This is a genomic window from Oceanobacillus sp. MO10714A (assembly GCF_037072045.1).
Classification (GTDB): domain Bacteria; phylum Bacillota; class Bacilli; order Bacillales; family Amphibacillaceae; genus Oceanobacillus; species Oceanobacillus indicireducens.
Genome location: NZ_JAXHDC010000115.1, coordinates 1 through 1,397 on the forward strand (window position 1 = coordinate 1; position 1,397 = coordinate 1,397).

Consider the following 1,397-nt stretch of genomic DNA (forward strand, 5'->3'; position numbering starts at 1 on the left):
GGGTCAACACCAAAACCAATGGTTGATATTGATAGGTAAATATGGTAATGGTGCTAAATAAATGAAAAACATCTGCCTCCCTGTTATTCTTTAAGTTACCAGACTAAAAGAAAACGAGGTTAGACAGATGCCCTTACAGTATATCAATGAACTCTTAGATTTACCAGAAGTAAAAATTGTCAACGTAGAAATAGAAAAAGACCATGCCATTATTGAACTTACACCAGTCGATCACACTCAGGTTTGTCCGTATTGCCATTCAACATCTGTTATTCGAAATGGAACTCCTTATAAACGAGATGTGCGTCATCTAGCTGCTTTTGATAAATCTGTTGACTTGCGTATCCCCGCCATTTGTCTAGCTTGTAAGGATTGTGGTGCAACTTTTACCTGGGAGTATTCTTTTGTTGAGCCCAAAAAACGGTATACGAAAGTGTTTTCTGACTATCTCGCGCGCCAAACATATGGAGCGACGGTCGCTCATACATCCATGGAAGAACAAGTTCCCTATTCTACTATGGAGCGAATTTTCAAGAGTAATCTTCAGGATAAAAGTGAGGAGATACAAGAGTGGGTTTATCAAGAGGCAGTTGAACGGGAAGGTTTAGTTCTTGGGATCGATGACTTTGCAATTCGCAAAGGGCACACGTACAATACAGGGCTTCACGACCTTAAAGGAGGGCGTTTCCTTGATATAATTCCTGGTCGCACCGGTGATGAACTGCGGGATTACGCCGAAAATCACACCTTGTTCAAACTGCTTAATCCGGTTGCTATTGTGATGGATTTGGCCAAAGCGTATCATACCTTTTGTAAAGAATGGTTCCCTAAAGCCATTCGAATTGCCGACAGATTTCATGTGAATCGCTATGTGACAGAGGCTCTTCAGGATGTACGTCGAATGGTTCAAAAAGATTTATCTTCTCAAGCCAAAAAGAAAATAAAGTCAAAAGCCCGCCTTCTTAACAAGCGAGCAGAAGACCTGACGGAAGAAGAACGCACCACTGTTCAGGAAATCCTTAGTTATGACGTTAGATTAGCAGCCACTTATGAATGGAAGGAAAATTTTATCACATGGTACGATTGTGCTCCAGATGTGAGGATAGCGAAAATCTGGTTTGAACGCTGGTACAACGAAGGAAAGTCTATTGGAATCGATGTGGTGGATGAATGTTTGAAGACGATGTCGAACTGGAAAGAAGAAATCATCAACTATCATCGTCTTCGCTATACAAATGCAGCTGTGGAAGGACGGAATAACCGAATTAAAGCTCTTCAACGGAGACTTTATTTTACACGTAATCAGTCTATTTATAAGGAACGTATTCTAGTTGAGTGCAACCGTGAATTAGCATAGTTGCACCTAGTGTGTCAACCATTGATTTTGGTGAAGAGCC

At 41.0% G+C, this 1,397-nt stretch carries 1 protein-coding gene; it reads left to right on the forward strand.

The window, feature by feature from the left end:
- Window positions 1–127: 127 nt before the first annotated feature.
- Window positions 128–1,357 carry an ISL3 family transposase gene (locus tag SPD53_RS19735; RefSeq protein ID WP_336253577.1) on the forward strand — a complete coding sequence of 410 codons (1,230 nt, stop codon included), beginning with the start codon at window positions 128–130 and terminating at the stop codon, window positions 1,355–1,357.
- Window positions 1,358–1,397: the final 40 nt, after the last annotated feature.